Annotated in this window: 28 protein-coding genes, 1 tRNA gene, 1 pseudogene and 1 riboswitch; of the genes and pseudogenes, 11 read left to right on the top strand and 19 right to left on the bottom strand. The window is 74.6% G+C overall.

Translation table 11 applies throughout. From position 1 onward, the window contains the following. Window positions 1–28: 28 nt before the first annotated feature. The 6 genes from DQ239_RS08410 to DQ239_RS08385 form a co-directional block, all read right to left on the bottom strand. Window positions 29–361 (bottom strand): cytidine deaminase, encoded by a 333-nt coding sequence (locus tag DQ239_RS08410; RefSeq protein WP_113833954.1) that lies wholly within the window; start codon window positions 359–361, stop codon window positions 29–31. A gap of 4 nt (window positions 362–365) precedes the next feature. Beyond that, window positions 366–1,721 (bottom strand): hemolysin family protein, encoded by a 1,356-nt coding sequence (locus DQ239_RS08405; protein ID WP_113833953.1) that lies wholly within the window; start codon window positions 1,719–1,721, stop codon window positions 366–368. Then, complete coding sequence (ybeY, locus tag DQ239_RS08400) at window positions 1,718–2,245, bottom strand: rRNA maturation RNase YbeY (RefSeq protein ID WP_113833952.1); 528 nt, start codon at window positions 2,243–2,245, stop codon at window positions 1,718–1,720. Before ybeY ends, DQ239_RS08405 begins: the two co-directional genes overlap by 4 nt. 6 nt (window positions 2,246–2,251) lie before the next feature. Continuing rightward, window positions 2,252–3,385: a PhoH family protein gene (locus tag DQ239_RS08395; RefSeq protein ID WP_233488927.1), complete on the bottom strand. Its 1,134-nt coding sequence runs from the start codon at window positions 3,383–3,385 to the stop codon at window positions 2,252–2,254. Window positions 3,386–3,477: 92 nt separating this feature from the next. Then, on the bottom strand, window positions 3,478–4,302 hold the full coding sequence (locus tag DQ239_RS08390) for an enoyl-CoA hydratase/isomerase family protein (RefSeq protein WP_113833951.1): 825 nt from the start codon (window positions 4,300–4,302) through the stop codon (window positions 3,478–3,480). Between the two features lie 22 nt (window positions 4,303–4,324). After that, the gene (locus DQ239_RS08385; protein ID WP_233488926.1) at window positions 4,325–4,684 is read right to left on the bottom strand and encodes a histidine triad nucleotide-binding protein; all 360 of its coding nucleotides are present in this window, start codon (window positions 4,682–4,684) and stop codon (window positions 4,325–4,327) included. A 204-nt stretch (window positions 4,685–4,888) separates the two neighbouring features. On the opposite strand from DQ239_RS08385, the gene DQ239_RS08380 reads away from it, so the two are divergent. Then, window positions 4,889–7,111 carry a carbon starvation CstA family protein gene (locus DQ239_RS08380; protein ID WP_199582772.1) on the top strand — a complete coding sequence of 741 codons (2,223 nt, stop codon included), beginning with the start codon at window positions 4,889–4,891 and terminating at the stop codon, window positions 7,109–7,111. Then, the gene (locus DQ239_RS08375) at window positions 7,108–7,296 is read left to right on the top strand and encodes a YbdD/YjiX family protein (RefSeq protein ID WP_113833950.1); all 189 of its coding nucleotides are present in this window, start codon (window positions 7,108–7,110) and stop codon (window positions 7,294–7,296) included. The genes DQ239_RS08380 and DQ239_RS08375 overlap by 4 nt, the downstream gene beginning before the upstream one ends. Here DQ239_RS08375 and DQ239_RS08370 read toward each other — a convergent pair whose 3' ends face one another. Genes DQ239_RS08370 through hrcA form a run of 3 tightly spaced genes read right to left on the bottom strand, consistent with a single transcriptional unit; the run spans window position 7,297 to window position 10,233 of the window. Next, a complete protein-coding gene (locus DQ239_RS08370) occupies window positions 7,297–8,058 on the bottom strand; it encodes a 16S rRNA (uracil(1498)-N(3))-methyltransferase (RefSeq protein WP_113833949.1) in 762 nt (253 codons plus the stop codon). Window positions 8,059–8,062: 4 nt separating this feature from the next. After that, the gene (dnaJ, locus tag DQ239_RS08365; RefSeq protein WP_113833948.1) at window positions 8,063–9,196 is read right to left on the bottom strand and encodes a molecular chaperone DnaJ; all 1,134 of its coding nucleotides are present in this window, start codon (window positions 9,194–9,196) and stop codon (window positions 8,063–8,065) included. A 14-nt stretch (window positions 9,197–9,210) separates the two neighbouring features. Then, the gene (gene hrcA, locus DQ239_RS08360) at window positions 9,211–10,233 is read right to left on the bottom strand and encodes a heat-inducible transcriptional repressor HrcA (RefSeq protein WP_233488924.1); all 1,023 of its coding nucleotides are present in this window, start codon (window positions 10,231–10,233) and stop codon (window positions 9,211–9,213) included. A gap of 260 nt (window positions 10,234–10,493) precedes the next feature. On the opposite strand from hrcA, the pseudogene DQ239_RS08355 reads away from it, so the two are divergent. After that, a pseudogene (locus DQ239_RS08355) lies at window positions 10,494–10,784 on the top strand (type II toxin-antitoxin system VapB family antitoxin); the annotation flags it as partial. A 107-nt stretch (window positions 10,785–10,891) separates the two neighbouring features. Here DQ239_RS08355 and DQ239_RS08350 read toward each other — a convergent pair. Both DQ239_RS08350 and hemW read right to left on the bottom strand, forming a co-directional pair. Then, window positions 10,892–11,209, bottom strand: a complete 318-nt coding sequence (locus DQ239_RS08350; protein ID WP_113833945.1) for a TraR/DksA C4-type zinc finger protein — start codon at window positions 11,207–11,209, stop codon at window positions 10,892–10,894. Between the two features lie 259 nt (window positions 11,210–11,468). Continuing rightward, complete coding sequence (gene hemW, locus DQ239_RS08345) at window positions 11,469–12,689, bottom strand: radical SAM family heme chaperone HemW (protein WP_113833944.1); 1,221 nt, start codon at window positions 12,687–12,689, stop codon at window positions 11,469–11,471. Between the two features lie 48 nt (window positions 12,690–12,737). On the opposite strand from hemW, the gene DQ239_RS08340 reads away from it, so the two are divergent. Together DQ239_RS08340 and DQ239_RS08335 are read left to right on the top strand one after the other, a co-directional pair. Further along, window positions 12,738–13,526 (top strand): enoyl-CoA hydratase-related protein, encoded by a 789-nt coding sequence (locus tag DQ239_RS08340; protein ID WP_113833943.1) that lies wholly within the window; start codon window positions 12,738–12,740, stop codon window positions 13,524–13,526. Then, window positions 13,523–13,750, top strand: a complete 228-nt coding sequence (locus tag DQ239_RS08335; protein WP_113833942.1) for a hypothetical protein — start codon at window positions 13,523–13,525, stop codon at window positions 13,748–13,750. Before DQ239_RS08340 ends, DQ239_RS08335 begins: the two co-directional genes overlap by 4 nt. A 19-nt stretch (window positions 13,751–13,769) precedes the next feature. On the opposite strand, the gene DQ239_RS08330 is transcribed toward DQ239_RS08335, so the two are convergent. Both DQ239_RS08330 and DQ239_RS08325 read right to left on the bottom strand, forming a co-directional pair. After that, window positions 13,770–14,078, bottom strand: coding sequence for a hypothetical protein (locus DQ239_RS08330; protein WP_113833941.1), 309 nt, complete (start codon window positions 14,076–14,078; stop codon window positions 13,770–13,772). A gap of 39 nt (window positions 14,079–14,117) precedes the next feature. After that, window positions 14,118–14,774, bottom strand: coding sequence for a maleylpyruvate isomerase family mycothiol-dependent enzyme (locus DQ239_RS08325; protein WP_113833940.1), 657 nt, complete (start codon window positions 14,772–14,774; stop codon window positions 14,118–14,120). Window positions 14,775–14,852: 78 nt separating this feature from the next. On the opposite strand from DQ239_RS08325, the gene DQ239_RS08320 reads away from it, so the two are divergent. Next, window positions 14,853–15,305, top strand: a complete 453-nt coding sequence (locus DQ239_RS08320; RefSeq protein ID WP_233488922.1) for a MarR family transcriptional regulator — start codon at window positions 14,853–14,855, stop codon at window positions 15,303–15,305. Window positions 15,306–15,308: 3 nt separating this feature from the next. Here DQ239_RS08320 and selB read toward each other — a convergent pair whose 3' ends face one another. The 3 genes from selB to DQ239_RS20300 form a co-directional block, all read right to left on the bottom strand. Further along, window positions 15,309–17,051, bottom strand: a complete 1,743-nt coding sequence (gene selB, locus DQ239_RS08315; protein WP_113833939.1) for a selenocysteine-specific translation elongation factor — start codon at window positions 17,049–17,051, stop codon at window positions 15,309–15,311. Then, entirely contained in the window at window positions 17,042–18,373 is a 1,332-nt protein-coding gene (selA, locus tag DQ239_RS08310; RefSeq protein WP_113833938.1) for an L-seryl-tRNA(Sec) selenium transferase, read from the bottom strand. Before selA ends, selB begins: the two co-directional genes overlap by 10 nt. A 28-nt stretch (window positions 18,374–18,401) precedes the next feature. Next, window positions 18,402–18,497: transfer RNA gene (locus DQ239_RS20300), tRNA-OTHER, on the bottom strand. 62 nt (window positions 18,498–18,559) lie between these two features. Here DQ239_RS20300 and DQ239_RS08305 point away from each other — a divergent pair. Next, window positions 18,560–18,898: a hypothetical protein gene (locus DQ239_RS08305; protein ID WP_113833937.1), complete on the top strand. Its 339-nt coding sequence runs from the start codon at window positions 18,560–18,562 to the stop codon at window positions 18,896–18,898. 4 nt (window positions 18,899–18,902) lie between these two features. On the opposite strand, the gene DQ239_RS08300 is transcribed toward DQ239_RS08305, so the two are convergent. Continuing rightward, window positions 18,903–19,559: a DUF6624 domain-containing protein gene (locus DQ239_RS08300; RefSeq protein ID WP_147252045.1), complete on the bottom strand. Its 657-nt coding sequence runs from the start codon at window positions 19,557–19,559 to the stop codon at window positions 18,903–18,905. An 85-nt stretch (window positions 19,560–19,644) separates the two neighbouring features. Between DQ239_RS08300 and selD the strand changes: the two genes are divergently transcribed. Next, window positions 19,645–20,652: a selenide, water dikinase SelD gene (gene selD / locus DQ239_RS08295; RefSeq protein WP_113833935.1), complete on the top strand. Its 1,008-nt coding sequence runs from the start codon at window positions 19,645–19,647 to the stop codon at window positions 20,650–20,652. A gap of 4 nt (window positions 20,653–20,656) precedes the next feature. On the opposite strand, the gene DQ239_RS08290 is transcribed toward selD, so the two are convergent. Then, window positions 20,657–21,499: a patatin-like phospholipase family protein gene (locus tag DQ239_RS08290; RefSeq protein ID WP_113833934.1), complete on the bottom strand. Its 843-nt coding sequence runs from the start codon at window positions 21,497–21,499 to the stop codon at window positions 20,657–20,659. Window positions 21,500–21,602: 103 nt separating this feature from the next. Between DQ239_RS08290 and DQ239_RS08285 the strand changes: the two genes are divergently transcribed. After that, the gene (locus DQ239_RS08285) at window positions 21,603–22,568 is read left to right on the top strand and encodes a zinc-binding dehydrogenase (RefSeq protein ID WP_113833933.1); all 966 of its coding nucleotides are present in this window, start codon (window positions 21,603–21,605) and stop codon (window positions 22,566–22,568) included. 14 nt (window positions 22,569–22,582) lie between these two features. Here DQ239_RS08285 and DQ239_RS08280 read toward each other — a convergent pair whose 3' ends face one another. Continuing rightward, window positions 22,583–22,897, bottom strand: a complete 315-nt coding sequence (locus tag DQ239_RS08280) for a multidrug efflux SMR transporter (protein WP_199582800.1) — start codon at window positions 22,895–22,897, stop codon at window positions 22,583–22,585. A gap of 11 nt (window positions 22,898–22,908) precedes the next feature. Continuing rightward, window positions 22,909–22,973, bottom strand: a riboswitch (guanidine-III (ykkC-III) riboswitch). A 70-nt stretch (window positions 22,974–23,043) separates the two neighbouring features. Here DQ239_RS08280 and DQ239_RS08275 point away from each other — a divergent pair. Both DQ239_RS08275 and DQ239_RS08270 read left to right on the top strand, forming a co-directional pair. Continuing rightward, window positions 23,044–23,292: a sigma factor-like helix-turn-helix DNA-binding protein gene (locus DQ239_RS08275; RefSeq protein WP_113833931.1), complete on the top strand. Its 249-nt coding sequence runs from the start codon at window positions 23,044–23,046 to the stop codon at window positions 23,290–23,292. 2 nt (window positions 23,293–23,294) lie between these two features. After that, a complete protein-coding gene (locus tag DQ239_RS08270) occupies window positions 23,295–23,831 on the top strand; it encodes a Clp protease N-terminal domain-containing protein (protein WP_113833930.1) in 537 nt (178 codons plus the stop codon). The last annotated feature ends 3 nt before the right edge of the window (window positions 23,832–23,834 follow it).

The raw sequence follows: 23,834 nt of genomic DNA, 5'->3' as shown, positions 1-23,834 counted from the left end.
GCCCACAGTCTCCCACCGACCACCGACGTCAGAGCGACAGGCGCAGGGTCCCGTCGGGGCCGGCCAGGTGCACGGGTGCCGACGGCGTCAGGTCGCGCACGGCGGCCAGCCCCTCCTGCTCCACGGCGTCACCCTCGGAGACGATCGCGGCGGCCTCGAGGCCCTCGACCCCGCTGGAGACGGCGGCGGCCACCGCGGCCTGCAGCGCGGACAGCTTCAGCGAGGGCAGGCCGACACTCGCGGCGACGTAGGTGCGGCCGTCGGTGTCGCGGACCGCCGCTCCCTCGGCCGCGCCGGTGCGGGCGCGGGCGGAACGGGCGAGCGTGACGAGCTTGGCGTCCTCGGGCTGCAGTTCAGGCACGGGCTCAGGATTCCACCGGGGCCGGCTCCTCGTAGCGGGTGGCCCCCCTGCCGGTCGCTCCGGCCGTCTCGTCGGCGTCGTCCCCGGACGGTTCCTCCACCCGGCACACGAGCAGGGTGTCCACCCGGTTGCGCCGTCCACCGGTGCTCTCCGCGACCAGCCGCAGCCCGCCGATCTCGGCCGACGCGCCCTCGATGGGCACGCGCCCGAGCTCCCGGGCCAGCAGGCCGCCGACGGTCTCGACGTCGTCTCCCTGGGGCAGCTCGACGCCGAACAGCTGGGCGAGGTCCTCGACCGGCAGGCGTGCGGTGACCCGGATCGAGCCGTCCGGCAGCTCCTCGACCGGGGGCCGCTGCACCCGGTCGTGCTCGTCGGCGATCTCGCCGACGATCTCCTCCAGGATGTCCTCGATGGTGACTAGCCCGGCGAAGCCGCCGTACTCGTCCACCACGATCGCGATGTGGATGCGCTGGGCCTGCATGTCGCGCAGCAGCTCGTCGACCGGCTTGGACTCCGGCACGAACGTCGGCTTGCGCATCAGCTCCTCGACCCGCGGGCCGCCGCGCTCCTGGGAGTTCTGCGACCGGCGCACCAGGTCCTTGAGGTAGACCACGCCCACGACGTCGTCGACGTTCTCGCCGATCACCGGGATGCGGCTGAACCCGCTGCGCAGGGCCAGCGCGAGCGCCTGGCGGACGGTCTTGGTGCGCTCGATCCAGACGACGTCGGTGCGCGGGACCATCACCTCGCGGGCGATGGTGTCGCCCAGCTCGAACACCGAGTGGATCATCTGGCGCTCGCCGGACTCGACCACGCCGCGCTCCTCGGCCATGTCGACCAGCTCGCGCAGCTCCACCTCGGAGGAGAACGGGCCGTCGCGGAAGCCGCGGCCGGGCGTGATCATGTTGCCGACCAGGATGAGCAGCGTGGCGACCGGCCCGAGCACGCGGCCGAGCAGCCGCACCACGCCGGCGGTGGCCAGCGCCACGGAGTAGGCGTGCTGGCGCCCGAGAGTGCGCGGCCCGACGCCGATGAGGACGTAGCTGACGACGGTCATCGTCGCGGCCGCGGTGAGCACGGTCCGCCAGCCGCCGCCCCACGCGTCGTAGAGCAGGACGGTGCCCAGCACCGCGGCGACCATCTCGCAGGCGATGCGGAGCAGGAGCAGCAGCGAGACGTGGCGGGCGCGCTCGAGCACGACCTCCTCCAGCGCCCCCGCGCGCTTCGCGCCCTCCCGCCGGAGCTCCTCGACGCGGGCCTTGGACACCCGCTGGAGGGCGGCGTCCATGGCTCCGAAGAGCCCGGCGAGCGGGACGAGGCAGCAGGCGATCACCAGGAGGACGATCGCGCCCGAGCTCATCGGGGGGTCTGCTCCCTGCTCGACGGCGCCGGCTTCACCGGCGCGCGCTCCTCGCCGGTGACCGGCTCCCGCGGTGCGGACCGCCAGCTCTCGATGAGCTGCGACTGGAGACCGAACATCTCCTTCTCCTCGTCGGGCTCCATGTGGTCGTAGCCCAGCAGGTGGAGCACGCCGTGGGTGGCCAGCAGCACCAGCTCGTCGTCCATGGTGTGCCCGGCGGCCCGCGCCTGGCGGACGGCCACGGCCGGGCAGAGGACGACGTCGCCGAGCAGCGCCGGACCCGGGTCGGGGTCGTCGGGACGGGCGGTGTCGAGCTCGTCCATGGGGAAGGCCAGGACGTCGGTGGGCCCCTTCTCCCCCATCCACCGCTCGTGCAGGCTGCTCATGTATTCGACGTCGACGCAGAGCACCGACAGCTCGGCCATCGGGTTGACGTCCATCTTCCCGAGCACGAAGCGGCAGATCCCGGCCAGCTCCGCCTCGTCGACGGCGATCTCGGACTCGTTGGACACCTCGACGGGCATCTCGGCTCAGCTCCCCTGCCGGCGCGGCCGGGCCGGTCGTGCGGGCGCGGTGGTGGTGGCCCGCGGCTGCCGGGCGGCGTCGAAGCGCTCGTAGGCGTCGACGATGTCGCCGACCAGCCGGTGCCGGACGACATCGGTGCTGGTCAGGTCGGCGAAGTGCACGTCATCGACGCCGTCGAGGATCTCGCGGACGATCTTCAGCCCGCTCTGCGCCCCGCCGGGGAGGTCGACCTGCGTCACGTCACCGGTGACGACGATCTTCGACCCGAACCCGAGGCGGGTGAGGAACATCTTCATCTGCTCGGCGGTGGTGTTCTGCGCCTCGTCGAGGATCACGAACGCGTCGTTGAGCGTACGGCCGCGCATGTAGGCCAGCGGAGCGACCTCGATCGTGCCCGAGGCCATGAGCCGCGGGATCGACTCGGGGTCGACCATGTCGTGCAGCGCGTCGTACAGCGGCCGCAGGTACGGGTCGATCTTCTCGCTGAGCGTGCCGGGCAGGTAGCCCAGGCGCTCGCCGGCCTCGACGGCCGGGCGGGTCAGGATGATCCGGTTGACCTGCTTGGTCTGCAGGGCCTGGACCGCCTTGGCCATGGCGAGGTAGGTCTTGCCGGTACCGGCGGGGCCGATGCCGAAGACGATCGTGTGCGCGTCGATCGCGTCGACGTAGCGCTTCTGGTTCAGCGTCTTGGGCCGGATCGTGCGCCCGCGGCGGCTGATGATGTCCAGGCTGAGGACGTCGGCCGGCCGCTCGGACCCGCCGCTCCGGAGCATGGCGACGACGCGGCGCACGGAGTCGGGGCGCAGCTGCTGGCCGGTGCCGATGAGCGCGATCAGCTCGTCGAACACGCGGACGGCGAAGGCGTTGTCGGCCGGCTGGCCGGTCACGGTGATCTCGTTGCCGCGCACGTGCACGTCGGCCTCGACCTCAGCCTCGACCAGGCGCAGCAGCTCGTCGGCGGAGCCGAGCAGCGCGACCATGGAGACCGACTCGGGCACGGAGATGGTGGCGCGGACGGGGGCGGGGCGGGTGCCGGCGGAGGGCCCGCCGGCGGGGTCGTCGACGGCGGCGGCCTGCGCCGATGCCTCACGGGACGTGAGGGCACCCTCGACGGGGACGTTCGGGGAGGTGTCGGGCAAGAACCCTCGACCCTGCCTTCCTGGCTGGGAGTGGCGGACCGCTCGATGCTACCCGCGTCCGGCGACCCCACGCGCGGATCACCGGACCGGGGTCACCTCCCGGTGTAGGTCGCCCTGCCCGGCCCGTCGGTGAGGAAGGAGCGCACCGCGCCGCGGAGGTCGTCGCTGGCGAACAGCGCCCCCGAGACCGTGGGCACGAGCGCGTCGGCGGCGCGGGCGCCCTCCCGGACGGCCGTGGCCACGAGCTGCTTGGTCGCGGCGTGGGCGACCGTGGGGCCGGCCGCGACCTGGTGGGCGTACGCGCGGGCGGCCTCGGCGAAGCCCTCGTCGGGCAGCACCCGGTTGACGACGTTCCAGCGCTCGAGCACCGCGGCGGGATAGCGCTCGCCGGTGAAGATGAGCTCGCGGGCGCGCGCCGGGCCGGCCCGCTCGGCCAGCCGCTGGGGCCCGCCCATCGACGGGGTCAGGCCGACGACGATCTCCACCAGCCCGAAGCTCGCCCGCTCGGCGGCCAGGAGGATGTCGCAGCACAGGCTGATCTCGAAGGCCGCGGTGAGGGTGAGCCCGTGCGCGGCGAAGACGGTGGGCACCGGCAGGTCCTCGATCGCCTGGGCGACGCGCAGCAGCTGCGCCCACAGCTCGCCGCCACGGGCGATCGGCTCGGGCCCCTCGGCGATGTCGCGGAAGAAGGTGACGTCGACGCCGCCGGACACGACCTTGCCGCGCGCCTCGAAGAGCACCGCCCGCGCCCGGTCGGGGCGCTCCGGGTCGGTCAGCTGGCCCAGCTGGGCAACGGCGGCGTCCAGCGCCTGGAACACCGCGGGGGTGAACAGGTTCAGCGGCGGGTTGTCGAGGACGACGACGGCGACGTCGCCGTCCCGCTCGACGCGGACGGGCGGTGCACTCTGCTCGGTCACGTGCCCACCCTGTCATCCCACGTCAGCCGGGGGGCCAGCCCAGCCCGCGGCCGCCCAGGACGTGCAGGTGGAGGTGGTCCACCGACTGCCCCGCCTGCGGACCGGTGTTGGTGACGACGCGGTAGCCCGGCTCGATGCCGCCGTCGGTCACCAGCCCCTCCTGCAGGGCGACGGCGTGGGCGGCGCGGGCGACCTCGGCGAGCAGCTCGCCGTCCGCGGCCGCCAGCGCGCCCAGGTTGCGGTGGTGCTCCTTCGGGATCACCAGCACGTGGGTGGGCGCCTGCGGGTTGATGTCGCGGAAGGCCAGGACCCGGTCGGTGCTGAGGACGACGTCGGCGGGGATCTCCCCGTCGACCATGCGGCAGAACAGGCAGTCGGACACGCCCCGCACCTTAGATCGCGGCCCCCACGCCCGGCCTTTCCGCGGAAAAGCAGCCTGCTTTTCCGCGGAAAAGCGGCCTGCTTTTCCGCGGAAAAGCAGAGTGGGGCGGGTGCCGTCTCGGGCAGCCGGGACCGGCCGGGCTCCCTATGCTCACCGGTGACCGAGAGGACCGGCAACGGTGCCGGCGTCGGGACGGAGGACGTCATGTCCAGCTCTGTCACCACGGGCAGCCCCGCGCACGACGACTCGCCCGCTCCCCCGGACCGCCGGCGCATGACGCCGCGGTCGATCGCGATCTGGAGCCTGGTCGCGGTCGTGGGCGCAGTCTGCTGGACGGTCCTGGCGCTGGCGCGCGGCGAGACCGTGTCGGCGCTGTGGATCCTGTTCGCGGCGCTGTGCTCCTACGCCATCGCCTACCGCTTCTACGCCCGGTTCATCACCTACCGGGTGCTCCAGGTCGACGACCGGCGGGCCACCCCGGCGGAGCGGCTGGAGAACGGCGTCGACTTCGACGTCACAGACCGGCGGGTGCTCTTCGGTCACCACTTCGCCGCCATCGCCGGCGCCGGGCCGCTGGTCGGGCCGGTGCTGGCCGCCCAGATGGGCTACCTGCCCGGCACCATCTGGATCGTCGTCGGCGTCATCTTCGCCGGGGCCGTGCAGGACCTGACGGTCATGTTCTTCTCGATGCGCCGCAACGGGAAGAGCCTCGGCCAGATGGTGCGCGAGGAGATCGGCGTCGTCGGCGGGATAGCCGCGCTCATCGCCGTCTTCGCCATCATGATCATCATCCTGGCGGTGCTCGCGCTCATCGTGGTGAACGCGCTGGCGGAGTCCCCGTGGGGCGTCTTCTCCATCGCGCTGACCATCCCGATCGCGCTGTTCATGGGCGTCTACCTGCGCCGGTTGCGACCCGGGCGGGTGCTCGAGGCGACCGGCATCGGCGTCGCGCTCCTGCTGCTGGCGATCGTCGGCGGTGGCTGGATCGAGGACACCGGCCTCGGCGACGCGCTGACCCTGTCCCGGGAGTGGCTGGTCCTCGCGCTGGTCGTCTACGGCTTCGTCGCCTCGGTGCTGCCGGTGTGGCTGCTGCTCACCCCGCGCGACTACCTGTCGACCTTCATGAAGATCGGCGTGATCGTCCTGCTGGCGGTCAGCCTGGTCATCGCCCGTCCGGTGCTCCAGGCCGAGGCGGTCACCGACTTCGCGCGCGAGGGCACCGGCCCGGTGTTCGCCGGATCGCTGTTCCCGTTCGTGTTCATCACCATCGCCTGCGGGGCGCTCTCCGGCTTCCACGCGCTCATCGCCTCCGGGACGACGCCGAAGATGGTGGCCAAGGAGAGCCAGGTCCGCCTCATCGGCTACGGCGGCATGCTCATGGAGTCGTTCGTGGCGATCAGCGCGCTCATCGCCGCGTGCGTCATCGACCAGGGCCTCTACTTCGCGATGAACAGCCCGGCCGGGGCCACCGGAGGGACGGCGGAGGCAGCCGCCTCGTTCATCAACGGCCTGGGCTTCGACACCACGGCCCAGTCCCTGGGTGCGGCGGCCGCGGCGGTGCAGGAGGACACGCTCATCTCCCGCACCGGCGGCGCCCCCACCCTCGCCGTCGGCATCTCGCAGATCTTCAGCGACGCGTTCGGCGGCGGTGGCCAGGCGTTCTGGTACCACTTCGCGATCATGTTCGAGGCGCTGTTCATCCTCACCGCCGTCGACGCCGGCACCCGCGTGGGCCGGTTCATGCTGCAGGACACGATCGGCAACGTCTGGAAGAAGTTCGGTGACCTGTCCTGGCGGCCGGGCAACATCATCGCCAGCGCGGTCGTCGTCGGGCTCTGGGGCTCGGTGCTCTACATCGGCGTCACCGATCCGCTGGGCGGGGTGAACCAGCTCTTCCCGCTGTTCGGCATCGCCAACCAGCTGCTCGCCGCGATCGCCCTGACGCTGGTCACGGTGCTGCTGATCAAACACGGCAAGCTGCGCTACGCGTGGGTGACCGCCCTCCCGCTCGCGTGGGACCTCGTGGTCACCATGACCGCGAGCTACCAGAAGGTGTTCTCCTCCGACCCGCGGGTGGGCTACTTCCAGCAGGCGGCCGACTACCGCGCCGCCCGGGACGCCGGCGAGGTGCTGGCCCCCGCGACCGACCAGTCGCAGATGGACCAGGTCATCTTCAACTCCACCCTCAACGGCGTCCTGCAGGCGCTGTTCGCGGTGCTGGTGCTGGTCGTCGTCGCCAACGCGGTGGTGGTCATCGCGCGGGCGATCATGGTGGGCCGGCTGCCGACCACGGAGGAACCGCCCACGCCGTCGCGGCTGGTCGAGCCGGCCGGCTTCTTCCCCACACCCGAGGAGAAGGAGGCCATGGCCGAGCACCGGCGGCTCGTGGGCGCGGGCGCGGGCCGCCCCGAGGCGGAGGAGAAGTGACCGCCGCCGTCGTCCGGGCCTGGGAGGGCGTGCGCTGGTACCTGCGCGAGTTCACCGGCGAGGCCCGCTGGGACCGCTACCTCGAGCACTGCACCGCGCACGGGCACGAGCCGATGACCCGCCGCGAGTTCGAGCGCCGCCGCTCCGACGCCCTGGAGGCGAACCCGGTCAGCCGCTGCTGCTAGCTACGCCCAGCGGGTGCGGACGCTCAGGGCGGCCAGCGCGGCGGCTCCGGCGGTGGACGTGCGCAGCACCTCCTGGCCCAGCCGGACCGGCTCGGCACCCGCGGCGCGGAAGGCGAGCACCTCGCCGTCGGTGAGCCCGCCCTCGGGGCCGACGACGACGGCGACGGTCCCGCTGTCGGGCACCGTGAGCCCGGCCATGGGGTGACGCGCCTGCTCGTGCAGCACCACCGCGAGGTCGATGTCACCCAGCAGCCCGCACACCTCGCGGGTCGACATGGGCTCGGTCACCTCGGGCACCCGCGGACGGCGGGACTGCTTGCTGGCCGCGCGCGCCGCGGCCCGCCACTTGGCCACGCCCTTGGCCACCCGGTCGTCCCGCCAGCGGGTCACGCAGCGCGAGGCGGTCCACGGCACGATCCGGTCCACGCCGAGCTCGGTGGCCAGGTCCACCGCCAGCGGTCCCCGGTCGCCCTTGGGCAGCGCCTGCACCAGGACGAACTCCGGCTGCGGGGCGGGCACCTCGAAGCGGGCGCTCACCGCCACGCGCAGCCCTTGCGGACCGGCGGAGACGACCTCGCCCTCAGCGACCGTGCCTTGGCCGTCGCCGACGCGCACCCGCTCCCCCGGCTCCAGCCGCAGCACCTCGACGGCGTGCCGGCCCTCGGACCCGTCGACCAGCAGCTCCGGGGACTCCGGCAGCTCGTCGAGCAGGAACAGCGGTGCGCCGTCGAGCTGGGGTGCTCCGGCGTCGGTGGTCGTCACGCCGTCAGCGCCCGTGGAAGGCGTCGCGGACCCGGGAGAACAGCCCGCCCTGGGCCTCGCGGTTGGACTCCGGCTGGTCCTCGCCGCGCAGCGCGGCCAGCTCGCGCAGCAGCCGCTCCTGCTCGCCGTCGAGCCTGGTCGGGGTGACGACGTCGACGTGCACGACGAGGTTGCCGCGGCCAGTGGCGCGCAGCCGCGGAGCGCCGTGGGCCCGGAGGGTCAGGACGCTGCCCGACTGGGTGCCCGGCGTGATGACCAGCTCCTCCTCGCCGTCCAGGGTCTTGAGGTTGAGCGTGGTGCCGAGCGCCGCGGCGGTCATCGGCAGGGTGACCCGGCAGTGCAGGTCCTCGCCGTCCCGGGTGAAGACGTCGTGCGGGCGCTCGTGCACCTCGACGTAGAGGTCGCCGGCCGGGCCGCCCCCGGGGCCGACCTCGCCCTGGCCGGTGAGCCGGATCCGCATGCCGTCCTCGACGCCGGCGGGCACCTTCACCGAGATGTTGCGCCGGGCGCGTACCCGACCGTCACCGGCGCACTTGGCGCACGGCTCGGGGATCACGGTCCCGGTGCCCGCGCAGGTCGGGCAGGTGCGGCTGGAGACGACCTGACCGAGGAAGCTGCGCTGGACGCTCTGCACCTCGCCCCGCCCCGAGCAGGTCGTGCAGGTGGTCACGTGCGTGCCCGGGGCCGTGCCGGCGCCCGCGCAGACGTCGCAGAGGACGGCGGTGTCGACGGTGAGCTCCTTGACGGTGCCGAACACCGCCTCGTCGAGCTCCAGCTCGATCGGGATGAGCGCGTCGCGCCCCGGGCGGGTGCGCCCGCGGGGGCCGCGGGTGGTCGCGCCGCCGAAGAAGGCGTCCATGATGTCGCCCAGGCCGCCGAACCCGGCACCACCGAAGCCGTTGGCGCCGGCCCCGCCGCCGGTCTCGAACGGGTCACCGCCGAGGTCGACGATGCGGCGCTTCTCCGGGTCGGTCAACGCCTCGTAGGCGCGGGTGACCTCCTGGAAGCGCTCCTTGGCCTCGGGGTCGGGGTTGACGTCGGGGTGCAGGTCCCGGGCCAGCCGCCGGTAGGCGCGCTTGATGTCGGCGTCGCTGGCCTCGCGGGCCAGGCCCAGGACGCCGAAGTAGTCGGTTGCCATCGAGTTGTTCGTCCTCAGCTCTCGGCCAGGAGCTGGCCGACGTAGCGGGCCACGGCGCGGACCGCGGCCATGTTCGTGGGGTAGTCCATGCGGGTCGGGCCGACGATGCCCAGCCCGCCGAGCGCGCGCTCCGGGGAGCCGTACCCGACGGTGACCAGCGAGGCCCCGGTGAGGGCCTCGTGGGCGTTCTCCTCGCCGATGCGCACGAGCACGGTGCCGGCGTCGACCTCGCTGATGAGGCGGAGGACGACGACCTGCTCCTCCAGCGCCTCCAGCAGCGGGCTGACGGTGCCCTGGAAGTCCAGCGCGCTGCCCCGCGCCAGGTTCGCCGTCCCGCCGATGACCAGCCGGTCCTCACCGGGCTCGACGAGGGTCTCCAGCAGCGTGGCGCTCACCGTGGCCACCAGGCCGCGGAGGTGCGCCGGCGCCGTCTCCAGCAGGTCGGGCACCTTGCCGCCGGCCTCGCTGAGCTTCACCCCGTCGAAGGCGGAGTTCAGCAGGGTGCGCAGCTCCGCGACCGCGCCGGCGTCGATGTCGGCCGGGCAGTCGACGACGCGCTGCTCGACGCGCCCGGTGTCGGTGATGAGCACCAGCATGAGCCGGGAGGCCGACACCTGGACGACCTCGAGGTGGCGGACGGCGCTGCGGGACAGCGTCGGGTACTGCACCACGGCGACCTGGCGGGTCAGCTGGGCCAGCAGGCGGACGGTGCGGCCGAGCACGTCGTGCAGGTCGACCGCGCCGTCCAGGAACCGCTCGATCGCCCGGCGCTCGGCCATCGACAGCGGCTTGACCGCCGAGAGCCGGTCGACGAAGAGGCGGTAGCCCTTGTCGGTGGGCACCCGGCCGGCGCTGGTGTGCGGCTGGGTGATGTAGCCCTGCTCCTCCAGCACCGCCATGTCGTTGCGGATGGTGGCCGGGGAGACGCCCAGGTCGTGCCGGTCGGCCAGCGCCTTGCTGCCCACCGGGTCGTTGGTCGAGACGTAGTCCTGGACGATTGCCCGGAGAACCTCCAGGCGGCGTTCGTCGTGCGCCACGAGACACCTCCCCGTACCGGTCGACCTGCCGCGCGGCACCCGCGGCGCGGTCCCGGAGGCTGCAGCCGGGGACCGACACCCGCTGGCACTCGCACGGTCGGAGTGCCAGACCAGCATACGCGAAAAGACCCCGTCCCCCTCCCCGCTCGCGAGCTCGCGGCGAGCCTCCGGACGGGGCCGGACGGGACTGGGCGCACCGCAGTCCTGGCCGATAAGGTGGCGCGGTCGGCGCCGACCGGAGAGAGAGCGGAGACGGTCCCCTGATCTTCAAGGCGGTTCGAGACGGGCGCCCGTACCCCGACCACGGTCTGTCCCCCCGCGACTGGGCGATGATCCCGCCGCGGCAAGTGCGCATGGACACCCTGACGACGACGAAGCGGCAGCTGGCGCTGGACGCGCTGCTGGCCGACGACTCGACCTTCTACGGCGACCTGTTCCCGCACGCCGTCCAGTGGCACGGGGAGCTCTACCTGGAGGACGGCCTGCACCGGGCGCTACGGGCCGCGCTCCAGCAGCGCAACGTGATCCACGTGCGGGTGCTGGACCTCGACGCGCTCACCCCGGTCCCGCGCTCGACCGGCCCGGCCACGGCCGCCATCCCGGTCCAGCCCCCGGTCCCCGACCCCCGCCGGGCCTGACGCCGGCGGCCGGACGCTGCTCAGCGGGCGGCGGTGCACCGCACGCAGGTGCCGGCGAAGGGGCGCAGCTCGAGGCGCTCCTCGGGGATCTCGGCCTGGCAGCCGGTGCAGCGCCCGTAGGTGCCGGCCTCGATGCGGGCCAGCGCGGCGTCGATCTCGCCGAGCGTGACGAGCAGGTCCGCGCTGCGGCGCTGGGCCACCGGGTCGGGCACCGACTGGGCGCACTCGGCCAGGGCCTCCTCGCGCTGGCGCGCGCAGTCGGCGCGGTGCTCCTCGAGGAGGGCGCGGAACCGGTCGTGCTCGCCGGTGACGGGAGCGGTGTCGAGGCTGGAGGACATGGGGTCTCCTAGGGCGACGCAGGACGACGCGGGCACCGGGTGGTGGCGCGCTGGGGAGAGCGGTCGAGACTCCGCGCGGGAGTCAGGAGAGCTGCGGCGGAGCCGGCAGCATGCCGCCGGAGCGCACCGCGACGGCGCGCGGCGCGGCGGGATCAGGGAACGCGTACACGTCCATGCCCACCGCCTCTGCCCGGTCCGGCTCGCTGCCGGAGGGCCGGACTCTAGCCCAGAAGAAGGGCCGCGACCCCGCCTTTTCGCCTCAGTCGGTGAGGTCGCGCACCACGGCGTCGGCGAGCAGCCGGCCGCGGTCGGTGAGGACGGCGCGGCCCGCGGCGTGCGCCGCCGGATCCAGGAGCCCCCGCGCCACCGACTCGGCGGCCCGCGCGCGGCCCAGCTCGGACAGGAGCTCCAGCCGCAGCCCCTCGCGGAGCCGGAGCCCGAGCATCACGGTCTCCAGCGCGCGGTCGGCGTCGTCCAGCAGCTCGGCGTCGGCGTGCGGGCTGCACCCGGCGGCGAGCCGATCGGCGTAGGCCGCCGGGTGCTTGACGTTCCACCAGCGCAGCCCGCCGACGTGGCTGTGCGCGCCGGGGCCGACGCCCCACCAGTTGGCGTTGGCCCAGTACAGCTCGTTGTGCCGGCAGCGGGCGGCGTCCGTGGTGGCCCAGTTCGACACCTCGTACCAGTCGAACCCGCCGCCGCGCAGGGTCCGGTCGGCCTGCTCGTAGCGGTCGGCCAGGACGTCGTCGTCGGGCATGGGGAGCTCGCCGCGGCTGATCCGCCGGGCCAGGCGGGTGCCCTCCTCGACGATGAGGGCGTAGGCGCTCACGTGGTCGACCGGGGAGGCGAGCACCGCGTCGAGCGAGGCGGCCCAGTCGGCGTCGGTCTCCCCCGGCGTGCCGTAGATGAGGTCGAGGTTGACGTGCTCGAAGCCGGCCGCGCGGGCGTCGTGCGCGGCCTGCACCGCCCGGCCCGGGGTGTGCCGCCGGTCCAGCACGGCGAGGACGTGCTCGGCGGCGGACTGCATGCCGAGGCTGACCCGGGTGAACCCGGCCTCCCGGAGCCGCTCGAGGTACCCGCGGTCGACGGTCTCGGGGTTGGCCTCGGTGGTGACCTCGACGTCGTCGGCCACCGAGAACAGCCGGCGCACCTCGGCGAGCACCGCGGCGAGGTCGGCCGCCGGGAGCAGGGTCGGGGTGCCCCCGCCGACGAAGACCGTCGAGACCGTGGGCAGGTCCGGGCCGAGGACGCGGGCGGCCCGGCGCAGCTCGTCGACCGCCGTCCCGGCGTACTCGGCGCGGTTGGCGCCCGGGCCGAGCTCGTCGGAGGTGTAGGTGTTGAAGTCGCAGTAGCCGCAGCGGGTCGCGCAGAAGGGCACGTGCACGTAGAGGCCGAACGGCGTGCGCGTCAGGCCCTCGCGGGCGGACTCCGGCAGCACGAGCTCCGGCACGGCACGCTCGACCAGGGGCAGGACGGTGTTCATCTGCTCCCAGTGTGCCGCGCCGGGTTCGGAGGGCGGCAGGATGCGGCTGTGACCCACGACCGAGTGATCCAGGTGACCGTGTCCGCCGGCGTCGCGACGCTCACCCTCGACTCCCCGGCCAACCGCAACGCGCTGTCGAAGGCGATGCGCGCGCAGCTGCGGAGCGCGCTCACCGACGCCCTGGCCGACGACGCGGTGCGCGTGGTGGTGCTGGACCACACGGGCCGGGTCTTCTGCTCCGGCATGGACCTCGCCGAGGCGGCCGGGGGCTCGTCCGACGACCAGGGCGTCCGCGAGTTCCCCGAGCTGCTGCAGCTGCTCTGGTCCTCCCCCAAGCCCGTCGTCGCCGTCGTCCGCGGGCCGGCCCGGGCCGGCGGGGTGGGGCTGGCCGCCGCCTGCGACGTCGTCGTGGCCGCGTCGTCGGCGAGCTTCGCCTTCTCCGAGGTGCGCCTGGGGCTCGTGCCGGCGGTGATCTCCGCGGTCGTGCTGCCGCGGATGACCACGCACGTGGCGCACCGGCTGATGCTCACCGGCGAGGTGTTCGACGCCGCGACCGCGGCGGCGGGCGGGCTGGTCGACCTGGTCGCGGAGCCCGACCGGCTCGACGACGTCGTCGCCGGGCAGCTCACCGCGCTCGCGGCGGGCGCGCCGGGCGCGCTGGCCGAGACCAAGCGGCTGCTGCGCTCGCGCCAGCCGGACCTGGTTTTCGGCGACCTGCTGGCGCTCTCGGCCCGCTTCTTCGCCGGCGAGGAGGGCCAGGAGGGCATCGCGTCGTTCCGCGAGAAGCGCCCGGCGCGCTGGGTGCCCGCGACCGGATCTGGTTCGCTGCCCCGGTGAGCATCAAGGACGCGCTCGGGCTCGGCCCCTACGACGGGAAGACCGTCCTCCCGGTCTCGGTCTGGCTGCCGGTGCTGGTGATCTTCTCGACGCTGGCCGCTGTGCTTCTCGTGAGCCTGGACGGCGAGGGCGCCGGCACGCAGCTCGCCGTCGTGGCGGTTGCCGGGATCCTGGTGGTGGCCGTCTCCACCGCGATCACCGTCCGGCGCGATCGTCGGCGCTGATCTCCCGACGGCGGGGCCATCACCGGTCCAGTCCGTCCAGATCGGTTGCCGCGCCCCGGATGTTCAGCCGCAGGCCATCCGCCTGCTCCTCGATCCGCCAGTCGAGGAACGCGCAGCACGTCCGCTCCACGCCCACCAGGTCGTGCAGCTCGGTCCGGGTCGCGTCGTCGGCCCGGTAGACGAGGAGCAGCTCCTCCGCCTCGCGCGCCCGGCGCACGAGGGCCCGGTCGTCCAGCCGCCGCCAGCGCCGCAGCTGGGCCGCGCCGTCGGCGGCGCCGAGCGTGCAGGCGACCGGGAGCACGGGCAGGTCCCTGCGCGACGCGTCCACGGCGCGATGCTCCTCGCTCCGGCCCCGTCCGTCGAGGGCTCAGCGCACCCGCGACGTTCCCGGGCCGGTGAGCTGGTCCCGCACCGCTGCGGTGCGGCCGGTCAGCACCATGAGCAGGGCCTGCACCGGGCCCTCGACCCGCTCGCCCTCCCCGACCGCCCACTCGGCGTCGGTCGCGACCAGGCGAAGCCCCGCCAGCCGCCGACGCGGCGAGAAGGTGGTGGACATCGGCCACGGCATGTCCCACACCCGCGTGGCCGCCCTCGTCGCGGCTGCGACCGGCATCGGTCGTGGACGGCCGAGCGGCACGGCGACGTCCTGGCCGTGGACGAGCACGTCGAGGAGCGGCTCGAGGGGCGTGACGCCCGGGGCGGTGCGGCGGGAACCCGCCATGCCCCGGATCTGCGCGACGAGCTGCTCCGTCGGGAACGCGGCGTGCCGGACGGCGGAGTCGTGGATCATCCGCAGCAGGCTGCCCCGCGCCCTGAGCAGGTCGAGCACGGCCCGGCGGGTGCCGGTCTGCGCCAGCGCGAGGTGTGCGGCGACGTCACGCACCCGCCATCCCGCGCACAGCGACGGGTGCTTCCACTCCGCGGGTGCCAGGTCGTCCAGCAGGTCGGCGAGGCCGAGCCGCTCGGCGTCGATGGCCGCCCACACGGCGTCGAGGTCCGAGGTCCTGATCGGCTGAGGTCCCATGGGGCACCCCTCGGGAACTAGTACGATGATCGGACCAGATTAGTTCGAGGTTCTGACGACCGTCAAGGAGTTCTCCGCGTGGCCGACGTCCCTCCCGAGCCGGACGAGCTCAACACCGGGCTGCTGCTGTTCGTCGCCTACCGCGCCATGGAGAACCGCATCTTCGCGGCGCTGGAACGGGCCGGGTTCGACGACTTCACCCTGGCGCAGGCGCGGGTCATGCAGCGGATCGGCCCCGACGGCACCCGGCTGACCGAGCTGGCGGAGTCGGCACAGGTCACCAAGCAGACCGCGAGCCACCTGGTCGACCAGCTGGAGCGCACCGGCTACGTGCGCCGGACACCGGACCCCACCGACGCCCGCGCCCGGCTCGTGCGGCTCGCCGAGCGCGGCGTCGCAGCCCAGCCCGTGGCGGCGGCCGTCCTCGCCGAGGTGGAGGACGAATGGCGCGCCCACCTGGGCGAGCGCCGCTGGCGGCAGCTGCGCGAGGCCCTCGCCAGCCTGCGCGAGATCACCGACCCCTACCGCTGAGCCTCAGCGCAGGCGGCGGGTGTTGTCCGGCAGGCGGACGGTGACGCCCCGGGCGTCCAGCCACTCCATGAGCGGGACGGCGACGCGGCGGCTGGTGCCCCACGCCTGCCGCGCCTGGCTGACGGTGAACGGCGCCGGCAGCCCGGCCAGCCGCGCGCGGGCGAGCTGCTCGATGCCCGGCGCCAGGTAGACGGCCTCGGCGATCCGGACCAGCTGACCGCTGCGCACGGCCGCGGCCAGCTCGCGCGGCCCGAGCCCGGTGGCCGCGAGCTCCGGCGTCTCGGGCGCGGCGAAGGGGTCGGCGGCGAGCCGGGCGCGGACGCCGTCGACGGCCCGCTGGACGGCGTCGGGCAGCTCCGCCGCGGCGTCGACCACCCGCCCGTCGCGGAGCGCGAGCGGCGCGCGGACCAGGGCCCGGACCAGCTCGACGTCGGGCAGCTCCAGGGCCCGCCGCACGACCTCCACCGGCGGTCCGGGCTCCAGCGGGCGCAGCGTCCGGTAGCGGGTGACGACGTCGGGCACCCGGGCGGCGAGCGCGTCGGCCAGACCGGGGGCGAGCAGCCACGGCCCGCGTTCGTCGGCGTCGCCGGGCACGGTCCAGCCCATCGCGGTGAAGTCCGCCGTCCGGACGAACCGCCGGCGCGCCAGGTCCGCCACCGCGCCGTCCGCACCGTCCTGACCGGCCAGCTCCGCGCCGCGTCGGCGGGCGGCACCCCGGCGTCGGAGCTCCGGCGGGTCGACGTCGCGGACGTCCGCGCCGAGCACCCGTCGGGTGCCCGGCTCGCGCACCAGCAGCCGGTCCCCCACCCGCAGCGGCAGCGGCGTCTCCAGCCGGAGCCGGACGACGGCGCCGTCCAGCGGGCGCAGCCGGGCGCCAACCGTCGCCGACCCCGCGTGCACGACCGCCTCGCCGGGGAGGCGGTCCTCGACCGCGCCGACCAGCGACACGTCCAGCTCCGCGGTGCTGCGGAAGGCGCCGGGGGTGAGCAGGGCGTCGCCGCGGGAGATCTCCTCGACCGCGACCCCGCGCAGGTTCAGCGCCACCCGGGCGGTGGCCTCGGCGCGCTGGACCGGCCGGCCCAGCGACTGGACGCCCCGGACGACGACGTCCCGGTCACCCAGCCGCAGCCGGTCCTCGGGTGCGACCGCGCCCGCCGCCAGCGTCCCGGTGACCACGGTGCCCGCGCCCTTGATGGTGAACGCGCGGTCGATCCACAGCCGCACGGGCGCCGCGGGATCGGGCGCGGGCAGGGCGGTCAGCAGCCGCTCGAGCGCGGTGGTGAGCTCCGGCAGTCCTGCCCCGGTCAGGGCGCTGACCGCGACGGCGGGGACCTCGCCCATCGACGTGGCGGCGAGCCGCTCGCGTACATCGGTGAGCACGGGCGCGGGATCGGCGAGGTCGGACTTGGTGACGGCGAGCAGCGCGTGCCGCACGCCCAGGGCGTCGAGGACGGCGACGTGCTCGGCCGTCTGCGCCGACCAGCCGTCGTCGGCCGCCACCACCAGCAGCGCGGCCGGCACCGATCCGATGCCGGCCAGCATGTTGCCGATGAACCGCTCGTGGCCGGGGACGTCGACCACCGCGACCGTGCGCCCCGAGGGCAGCGCCGTCCAGGCGAAGCCGAGGTCGATGGTGAGCCCGCGGCGGCGCTCCTCGGCCCAGCGGTCGGGCTCCATCCCGGTGAGCGCCCGGACCAGTGCCGACTTGCCGTGATCGACGTGGCCCGCGGTGGCGATCACGTCCACGCGGCCGCCACCTCCAGCACCGCGTCGGCCAGGGCGTCGTCGTCCGCGGGTGCCAAGCTGCGCAGGTTCAGCAGCGTGCGGCCCTCCTCGAGGTAGCCGACCACCGGCCGGGCACCGCGCCGCAGGGGCTCGGCGAACCCGGCGGGCAGGGAGATCGCGACGCCCGCCAGCGGCTGCTCCGGCGCTCCTCCCCCGCCGACGCGGGCCGGTGCGTCGACGACGGCGGCGTCCAGGCCCGCGGCGACGAGCCGCTCCGCCACGGCGGCGGCCCGGGCATGCAGCGTCGCGGGCTCCGCCGCGAGCATCTGCTGCACCGGTGGCAGCGGCCCGCGCAGCGTCGCCTCGAGGGCCGCGAGCGTCGTCTTGTCCACCCGCAGGGCCCGGTACAGCGGGTGCCGGCGCAGCCGCTGGACCAGCTCGGCCCGCCCCAGCACCAGTCCGGCCTGCGGACCGCCGAGCAGCTTGTCGCCGCTGGCGAGCACCAGGTCCGCGCCCGCGGCGAGGGTCGACTGCAGGTCGGGCTCGTCGGGCAGCAGTGGGTGGGCGCGCAGCAGCCCCGAGCCGACGTCGGCGACCAGCGGGACCCCGGTGCCGGCCAGGGCGGCGGCCAGCTCGTCCACCGGAGCGGCGCGCGTGAAGCCGCAGACGACGAAGTTGGACGGGTGCACCTTGAGCACCGCGCCGGTGTCCGGGCCGAGTGCGCGGCGGTAGTCCTCGACGGTGACCCGGTTGGTCGTGCCGACCTCGCGCAGCCGGGCGCCGGTGGCCTCCAGCAGCTCGGGGATGCGGAAGCCGTCACCGATCTCGACCAGCTCGCCGCGCGCCAGCACCAGCTCGCGGCCCTGCCCGAGCGCGGTGGCGACGAGGCTCAGCGCGGCGGCGCAGTTGTTCACGACGAGCGCCGCCTCGGCTGCCGGGACGGCGTCGAGCAGGGCGCCGATCGCGGCCTCCCCGCGCGGGCCCCGCCGTCCGGTGCCGAGGTCGAGCTCCACGTCGGTGGCGCCGGCCGCGACGGTGATCGCCTCGACCGCCGCCGGGGACAGCGGCGCCCGGCCGAGGTTCGTGTGCACGAGCACCCCGGTGGCGTTGAGCACCGGCTGCAGGCTGCTCGCGGTGGCCGGCAGCGTGTCCAGGACGGCGGCCGCTGCGTCGTCGGCGGCGAGCTCACCCGCGCGGATCCGATCCTGGACACCGGCGACGGCCGCCTTGACGAGGGCGCGACCGAGCCGCTGCTCCGCCGCCCGCACCAGCGGCTCGGCGAGCAGGACGTCGGTCCGCGGCACCGCGCGGCGCGGATCCTGGCTGCGGGGCTGGTCGGGCATCGCACCGCAGCGTAGGCGGCGGACGTGATGGCGGAGGCGGACGGGAATCGAACCCGCCTGACCGAGGTACTCGGCCACGTCGGCTTTAGAGGCCGCGGGGGCCACCAGACACCCTGACGCCTCCGTCGCGCAGCCTACGTGCCGGCGCGACGAAAACTGTCGGAGGTCGGTGCCAGCATCCCCTCCGTGAACCGCACCGAGTCCCGCTCCCCCGCGCTCCTGCCGCCGGTCACCCTCACGCCCGAGGAGGCCGCCGCCGTCGCCGTGGCGCTGGCCGCCCAGCCCGACGGTCCCTTCGCCGACTCCGGCCGGCACGCCCTGGAGAAGGTGCTGACGGTCCTCGAACCGGACCCGCGCCGGCGCGCGGAGCTCCGCGAGGCCGGGCGGCGGACCTCCGCCCAGCTCGGTCGCGCCGGTGCCGAGCGCGGCTCGCGGTCCCGGCACCCCGCGGGCCGCGCGCGCGGTCGGCAGCCCGAGGCACCTCGGCCGCCACGGCTGGTCCTGCTGCCCGGCGGCCTGGCGTGACCAGTCAGTCGGTGGCGCAGACCGCCGTCATCTCGTCGAGGTAGTCGGCCAGCGGATCCAGTCCGGCCGCGGCGCGCAGCTCCTCGACGGCGTCCTCGTCGGCAAGCGGTGTCGCCGGCTCCGGGCCGTCGGGTCCGCAGCCCACCTGCGTCCCGTAGCGCTGCGGCCGCCCCTCCCCGACCGCGACACGGTCCTCCAGGTAGGCGAGGTTGCCCGGCGAGCCCTGCCCGGCCTCGACCGCGACGCGCAGCAGGTCCAGCGCCCGGGCCTGGACCGCGGGATCGAGGTCGGAGTGCTGGGCGATGGCCCACGCCGCGTCCTCGCCGTCCTCGCCGACCCGGTCGTAGGTGGGCCAGCCGTGCCGGTCGAGGATCTCCGCGAGCCTCTGGGTGCGGGCCCGGTCGCCCTCCGGGTCGGCACCACCGGCGCGGGCGGCCTGGTCGCGATCGAGCATGGCGAGCAGCTCGTCGTGCAGTGCCTGGTCGAAGGACGGCGAACGCGGCCGCGGCGTCGTCGGTGCCGCAGCGTCGCTGGACGGTGGGGCGGTCGCCGTCGCGCTGGACCCGCTCGCCGTCGCCGTGGGGGTCCGCCCGTCGACCCCCGCGCAGGCGACCAGGCTCAGCACCGTGGTGAGCAGCACGACGGGCACGGACCTGCGCACGGTGCCTCCTCGGTCGGCGTCCATGCTGGCGACCCCCTCCCCGGCTGTCGAGCACCCCGCGCACGAGCGAACTAGCGTCGGAGCCGTGACGACGACCGCCCCTCCCGTCCGGCTCAGCCAGTACGCCCACGGCGGGGGCTGCGCCTGCAAGATTCCGCCGGGCGAGCTCGAGGCGGTGGTCGCGGGCCTGACCGTCCACGGCCCGGCCGACCCCGCCGCCCAGCTGGTCGTCGGCCTCGACGACGGCGACGACGCGGCGGTCGTCCGCCTCGCCGGCGGGCAGGGGCTGGTGCTGACCACCGACTTCTTCACCCCGGTGGTCGACGACGCCCACACCTTCGGCCGGATCGCCGCGGCCAATGCCCTGTCGGACGTCTACGCGATGGGTGGCACGCCCGTGGTGGCGGTCAACCTGCTAGGGTGGCCGCGCGACGTGCTGCCCGCCGAGCTCGCCGCCGAGGTGCTGCGCGGCGGCCTGGAGGTCGCCCACGAGGCGGGCTGCCATGTGGGTGGCGGGCACTCCATCGACGATCCGGAGCCCAAGTACGGGATGGCCGTCACCGGGGTGGTCGACGTCGACCGGATCATCACCAACTCCGGCGCGGTGGCCGGCACCCCGCTGAGCCTCACCAAACCGCTCGGCGTCGGCGTGCTCAACAGCCGGATGAAGGCCACCGGCGAGGTGTCGGAGGAGGCGGTCGCCTCGATGACCGCCCTCAACCGCGAGGCGGGGCAGGCGGCCGTGGCGGCGGGCATCCGCGCCGGCACCGACGTCACCGGGTTCGGCCTGCTGGGCCACCTCTACAAGATGGCGCGGGCCAGCGGCGTCACCGCCGTGGTCGACGCCGCCGCCGTCCCCTACCTGGCCGGGGCGCGGGAGGCGCTGGCGGCCGGGTTCGTCTCCGGCGGGACGCGGCGCAACCTGGACTGGGTGCGCCCGCACGCCGACCTCTCCGCCGTATCCGAGGACGAGGCGCTGCTGCTGGCCGACGCCCAGACCTCCGGCGGGCTGCTGCTGGGCGGTGAGGTGCCGGGCGCTCCGGTCATCGGCGAGTTCGTGCCCCGCGGGGAGCACGTCGTCGTCGTCCGCTGAGGGTTCAGCCCCAGAACGCGCGGGCGGCCTCGAGGGTGGCGGCGGCCTGCGCACGGCCGGCGCGGGCGGAGGGCCGGCGGGTGGCCGGGTCGAGCACGTTGCTCCCGAAGGCGGCCAGTGCGGCGTCGTCGGCGGTCACCACGTGCACCTCGGACTCCTTCTCCAGGATCTCGATCTCCCGGTCCAACCCGGGGCCCAGCAGGCCACCGGGTATGCCGCGTGTCGGCGTCACCACGAGGACCTTGTCGCAGCCCGCGGCCAGGTCGGCGTTGGTGACCGAGCGCATGCCGCCGTCCATCAGCCGGCGTCCGGCCACGGTGACCGGCGGCCAGACGCCCGGCACCGCGCAGCTGGCGGTCACCGCGTCGAGCAGCCGCACGCCCGAGGACGCGTCGAACGGCAGGAACTCCCCGTCGGCGGTGTCGACGGCGGTGACGACCAGCGGCGCGGTGGGCCACTCCGGGTCGCCGATCCGGCCCTCGATGATGGCGCGGCGCTGGGCCTCGGGAGGGGTCTCCACGGCGAGGGCGAGAGCGCCGAGGCGGGCGCGCGCGTCCTGCTCGCCGGTGTTGCCCTTCATCGCGTCGGCGAAGGCGGCCATGGCCGAGACGCCGTCGAACTCCACCTTCAGCTCGCCGATGGGCGGGACGAGCTGGCGCTCGTAGAGGTCCTGCAGGTCGCCGCTGAGCCGCAGCTGCGCGCCCACGACCGAGCCGGCCGACGTCCCGACGACCAGGTCGGCGGAGGTGACGTCGACGCCCTCGGCGGCCCAGCCGCTGAGCAGCCCGAGCTCCCACGCGATACCGGCGACGCCGCCGCCACCGAGAACGAGTGCACGTGTCGCCATCGAGCGGGCCCCTTTGCGTCGACCGGGTGGGATCAGCGCCAGGCTAGGGGTGCGGTCAACCACCCGCGTCGCCGGCGTGCAGGGCCTCGGTTAGCGTCCGGGCATGCTCGCTGCCTTCGTCTCGACGCCCGCCCCGAAGGACCCGCTCTCCGTCCTCGAGGTCGGTGAGCGCCCCGAGCCGGTGGTGCCCGACGGCTGGACGACGATCCAGGTCAAGGCCGTCTCCCTGAACCACCACGACCTGTTCAGCCTCCAGGGCATCGGCCTGCCGGAGGAGCGGATGCCGATGATCCTGGGCACGGACGCCGCGGGCATCGACGAGGACGGCAACGAGGTCGTCGTCCACGGCGTCATCGCCAGCCCCGGCTGGACGGGCGACGAGACGCTGGACCCGAAGCGCTCCCTGCTGTCCGAGGTGCACCAGGGGTCGATGGCCGAGCGGGTCGCCGTCCCCCGCCGCAACCTGCTGCCCAAGCCGGCCGACCTGTCCTTCGCCGAGGCCGCCTGCCTGCCCACCGCGTGGCTGACCGCCTACCGGATGCTCTTCGTCCGGTCGGGCCTGCGCCCCGGGCAGACCGTGCTCGTGCAGGGCGCGAGCGGCGGCGTCGCGACGGCGCTCATCGTGCTGGGCCGCGCCGCCGGCTACCGGATCTGGGTGACCGGCCGCAGCGAGGAGAAGCGGGCCGCCGCCCTGGCGCTGGGTGCCGAGCAGGCGTTCGAGAGCGGCGCCCGGCTGCCCGAGCGGGTCGACGGCGTGATGGAGACCGTCGGCAAGGCGACCTGGAGCCACAGCGTCAAGTCGCTCAAGCCCGGCGGCGTCATCGTCACCTCCGGCGCGACGACCGGCTACGACCCCGGCGCCGAGCTCAACCGGATCTTCTTCACCCAGCTGTCGGTCATCGGCTCGACGATGGGCACCAAGGACGAGCTGGAGGCGCTGATCCAGATGTGCGCCGTCACCGGCGTGCGCCCGATCATCGACGTCGAGCTGCCCCTGACGGAGGCCCGCGAGGGCTTCGCCCGCATGTACGAGGGCCGGATCAACGGGAAGGTCGTCTTCACCCTCTGATGCGGGCGGCCGCGTCAGTGGGCCAGCTTCAGGCCCACGACGCAGCCGATCAGGCCCAGGATCAGCAGCACCTTGACCAGCGACACCGGCTCGGTGCCGGTCGCCATCGCGTAGACGACGGTGAGGGAGGCGCCGATGCCGACCCACACCGCGTAGGCCGTGCCGACCGGCAGGTCGCGCATCGCGTACGCCAGCCCCACCATGCTCAGCACGAGGGCGACCCCGAAAACGACCGACGGGACGAGCCGGGTCAACCCGGCCGACCTGCCCAGAGCGGTCGCCCACACCGCTTCCAGCATCCCGGACACGACGAGCACGGCCCACGCCATCGAGTACTCCTCTGGCGCCATCTTGTCGCACACCGGGTACGGCACCGCTCGTCCGGGAGCCGTGGTCGGGCTCCCCTCCACCTTCTCACGCGCCTGTATGTCAACCCGGGTTGACGTGTCCGGTTTCGCAACCTAGGTTGACAGCCATGGCGGACACAGCACAGGTGGCCAGAGCGGCCAGCAGCAAGGACCCGGCCGTCGGGCTGGCGGCGGTCCGCTCGCTGCGCGTCCTCGTCGAGCGCCTCGAGGAGCTCCAGGTCGGCAACGCCCGCGAGCTGGGCTGGACCTGGGAGCAGATCGCGGAGCGGCTCGGCGTCAGCCGGCAGGCGGTCCACAAGAAGCACTCGCGCGGCAGGTCCCGGAACGCCAGGGTGCCGCTCCGACGGAGGGACTGACCATGTTCGAACGATTCACCCCCGAGGCGCGCCAGGTCGTCGAGGGGGCGCAGCAGGAGGCCCGCGAGCTCCGGCACGACCGGATCGGCACCGAGCACCTGCTGCTCGCCCTGCTCACCCGGCAGGGGACGACGTCCTCGACGCTGCTCGGGCGGCACGGGGTCACCCGGGCCGCGGTGGTCACCGGCGTCAGCCGGTTCACCGGGCCCGCGCTGGACGCCGAGGCGCTGACCGCGGTCGGCATCGACCTGGACGCCGTCCGGAGCACGGTCGAGGCCGCCTTCGGACCCGGCGCACTCGACGGCGCCGGGGGCAGGCGCACGCGGACCGGCCACATCCCGTTCACGCCGCGGGCCAGGAAGGTGCTCGAGCTGTCGCTCCGCGAGGCGCTCGCGCTGAAGTCCCGCCGGATCACCGACGCCCACCTGCTGCTCGGGCTGCTCTGGGAGGGCGAGGGCCTGGCGGCTGCGGTCCTGCACGAGCGCGGCGTCGACCTCCTGGCCCTGCGCGACGAGGTGCGGCTCGCGGCGAACTCCTGACGC

The organism is Blastococcus sp. TF02-09 (assembly GCF_003319105.1).
In the GTDB taxonomy this organism is placed as follows: Bacteria; Actinomycetota; Actinomycetes; order Mycobacteriales; family Geodermatophilaceae; genus Blastococcus.
The sequence above is the reverse complement of the archived record's forward strand: the minus strand, read 5'-3'. Positions and strand labels throughout refer to the sequence as shown.

Excerpts from the sequence above, each read along its gene's own strand:
- DQ239_RS08405 (WP_113833953.1), bottom strand. The coding sequence starts at position 1,721 with ATGAGCTCGGGCGCGATCGTCCTCCTGGTGATCGCCTGCTGCCTCGTC.
- ybeY (WP_113833952.1), bottom strand. The coding sequence starts at position 2,245 with ATGCCCGTCGAGGTGTCCAACGAGTCCGAGATCGCCGTCGACGAGGCG.
- DQ239_RS08380 (WP_199582772.1), top strand. The coding sequence starts at position 4,889 with ATGTCCAGCTCTGTCACCACGGGCAGCCCCGCGCACGACGACTCGCCC.
- dnaJ (WP_113833948.1), bottom strand. The coding sequence starts at position 9,196 with ATGGCAACCGACTACTTCGGCGTCCTGGGCCTGGCCCGCGAGGCCAGC.
- DQ239_RS08350 (WP_113833945.1), bottom strand. The coding sequence starts at position 11,209 with ATGTCCTCCAGCCTCGACACCGCTCCCGTCACCGGCGAGCACGACCGG.
- hemW (WP_113833944.1), bottom strand. The coding sequence starts at position 12,689 with ATGAACACCGTCCTGCCCCTGGTCGAGCGTGCCGTGCCGGAGCTCGTG.
- DQ239_RS08325 (WP_113833940.1), bottom strand. The coding sequence starts at position 14,774 with ATGGGACCTCAGCCGATCAGGACCTCGGACCTCGACGCCGTGTGGGCG.
- selA (WP_113833938.1), bottom strand. The coding sequence starts at position 18,373 with ATGCCCGACCAGCCCCGCAGCCAGGATCCGCGCCGCGCGGTGCCGCGG.
- DQ239_RS08290 (WP_113833934.1), bottom strand. The coding sequence starts at position 21,499 with ATGGCGACACGTGCACTCGTTCTCGGTGGCGGCGGCGTCGCCGGTATC.
- DQ239_RS08285 (WP_113833933.1), top strand. The coding sequence starts at position 21,603 with ATGCTCGCTGCCTTCGTCTCGACGCCCGCCCCGAAGGACCCGCTCTCC.
- DQ239_RS08280 (WP_199582800.1), bottom strand. The coding sequence starts at position 22,897 with ATGGCGTGGGCCGTGCTCGTCGTGTCCGGGATGCTGGAAGCGGTGTGG.
- DQ239_RS08275 (WP_113833931.1), top strand. The coding sequence starts at position 23,044 with ATGGCGGACACAGCACAGGTGGCCAGAGCGGCCAGCAGCAAGGACCCG.
- DQ239_RS08270 (WP_113833930.1), top strand. The coding sequence starts at position 23,295 with ATGTTCGAACGATTCACCCCCGAGGCGCGCCAGGTCGTCGAGGGGGCG.